Origin of the sequence: Shewanella sp. TC10, assembly GCF_009663145.1 — a bacterium.
Lineage (GTDB): Bacteria > Pseudomonadota > Gammaproteobacteria > Enterobacterales > Shewanellaceae > Shewanella.
This window is the reverse complement of record NZ_VKHR01000119.1, coordinates 1-2,242: the sequence shown is the minus strand read 5'-3', so window position 1 is coordinate 2,242 and position 2,242 is coordinate 1. Positions and strand designations below refer to the sequence as shown.

Genomic DNA, 2,242 nt, shown 5'->3' with positions numbered 1-2,242 from the left:
GGTTAACTCAGCACATTTGGCTTGTTCAATCCACTGAGTAAATAAATCCATCGGATTTTCTGGTAAATCATTACGGCGCAATCCACCTTGAGTATATTCACGGCGGATATCTGTTAAATCATTCATTTAGATACCTCTTTAATTACACTCATTATACTCACAGTTACTGATATATGATCATGAGATTGCTGATAATTACTCGCTTTAGTTTGTTCATTTCAATACAGACATAAAAAAACCAACGTCCAGCGTTGGTTTTTAAAAATAGATACTGTCTCAGTAATCTTTATGTTCAAGCTTACGCTTTAACTAAACCTTTGCCTTCAGCCCAAACGTGAAGAAGCTCAAGGCCTAATGTCGCACCCGCTAATGCAGTAATATCAGCAGAATCGTAAGCTGGAGCAACTTCAACCACATCCATACCCACTATGTTCATACCACGTAAACCACGAATGATTTTCATCGCTTTATCACTGGTTAGGCCACCACATACTGGCGTACCTGTACCTGGTGCATAAGCTGGGTCTAAACAGTCAATATCAAACGTTACGTATAACGGCATATCACCTACACGCTGTTTAATTTGCTCAACAATTTGGTCTGCTGTTAAGTCATTGGCCGTTGCTGCATCAATCACCTTAAATGCATGATCTGTAGTATTATATTCAGTACGAATACCCACTTGAATTGAGTTTTCAGCTGCGATTAAACCTTCATTTGGCGCATGGAAAAACATCGTGCCATGATCGTACTTGCTACCCTGACTATAAGTGTCTGTATGTGCATCAAAATGAAGTAACGCCATTTTGCCGTACTTTTTATAATGCGCACGTAATAAAGGTAAAGTAACGAAGTGGTCGCCGCCAAAGCTTAACAATGCCTTGTCGCTATCAAGAATGCGTGTAGCAAAGCCTTCTAAACGAGTCGTAAAATCTTCTTGGTCGCCACAATCAAAAACCAGATCGCCAGCATCAACAATATTGATGGTTTCACTGATCGAAAAGTCCCACGGCCAGCGCGTTTCTTCCCAAGCAAGGTTTACTGAAGCACGGCGAATCGCATCAGGCCCCATTCGGCCACCAGAGCGACCTGTTGTTGCCATATCAAATGGCAAACCAATCACAACCACATCAGCATCTGTTTCAGTCGGCTTAAAGTTAAGCGGCTGACGTAAGTAACCAAATGCATTTGAATATAATGAATAATCTGCTTTTTCAGCAAAAGTGCTCATAAAAATCTCCGTAAAGGCTGAACGCCAATAACTACAAATATTCTGGTATCAGTACTTCATGACAAAGTTGCTGATAGTGACTGAAGTTAACATCGTATCCTTGCTCTGTAGCAAGCGAGCAGCTCCCCAAACATAAATGCGCTGGGAATCCTTCAGTATTTTTAGGTGAATTAAAGCCAATCACATCCCAACTACCTGGGTTCAGTGTAGTCAGTAACCTTGAGTAAATATCAACAGGGTGTTGAGATAAATCCACATTTGTCTCTAAGCTCACATATGAGCTCTTTTCTTGCGGGGTGATATGAATCGTAAAATACTCTTGCCCCTTGATCCCGTTTATGGAGTAGCCAAACGGTTCAAACAAAAAGTCATCAACTACAAAACCTGGAAACAAGTCTGATAGTTGTAATAAGTCGCGGATCCCTTGGGCCGATTGATTAACCCCACGTAAGTAGTCAGCAGCATCACCATTAATATGGTACATCAACAGTTCATTGGTCACATCTGTCGTTGGCGCAGTAAAAGGTTTCTTACTGCTAAACATATAATGATGGTGTGAATCTAAATGACCAATACGATAAGCATTACCAGTAATGGTTTGACGAATTTTTTTCAAATCATCTTGAAAAGAGCTCGATTGCAGATGAGATAAATATTCGTTTTTACGCTGATAACTGGCAAACCCGATCGCTTCTTCACCGACATGTTCGATGAACGACATGACTGCATCTGCAAGCGTTGTCGTGCCGCAAGTGAGCATGACAAAACGGTCATCCCACACAAATAAGCTAGACTCACTCAATAAATAAGCATCACAATAATCATTACTGATTGACGATAGAATTTCAGCATTGGCACACGCAACAATTTCAGCCCAAAAAGGCTTACCAAAACTGCGCAATTTTTGAGACGAGTCAGCTAAGATGACTTCAATCTTTTTTTCCGAACCTTCAAAAAACATATTTCAAAACCTAAAAACGCAGAGTCAGYWWACTGACTCTGCGTTTTTAG

At 40.6% G+C, this 2,242-nt stretch carries 2 protein-coding genes and 1 pseudogene; all 3 read right to left on the bottom strand.

Features of this window, described 5'->3' with window-relative positions:
• A pseudogene (locus tag FNZ24_RS21350) lies at nt 1-126 on the bottom strand (pyridoxamine 5'-phosphate oxidase); the annotation flags it as partial.
• A 172-nt stretch (nt 127-298) separates the two neighbouring features.
• On the bottom strand, nt 299-1,231 hold the full coding sequence (speB, locus tag FNZ24_RS21345) for an agmatinase (RefSeq protein ID WP_153916812.1): 933 nt from the start codon (nt 1,229-1,231) through the stop codon (nt 299-301).
• 31 nt (nt 1,232-1,262) lie between these two features.
• Nucleotides 1,263-2,192 (bottom strand): adenosylmethionine decarboxylase, encoded by a 930-nt coding sequence (locus FNZ24_RS21340; RefSeq protein WP_153916811.1) that lies wholly within the window; start codon nt 2,190-2,192, stop codon nt 1,263-1,265.
• Between the last annotated feature and the right edge of the window lie 50 nt (nt 2,193-2,242).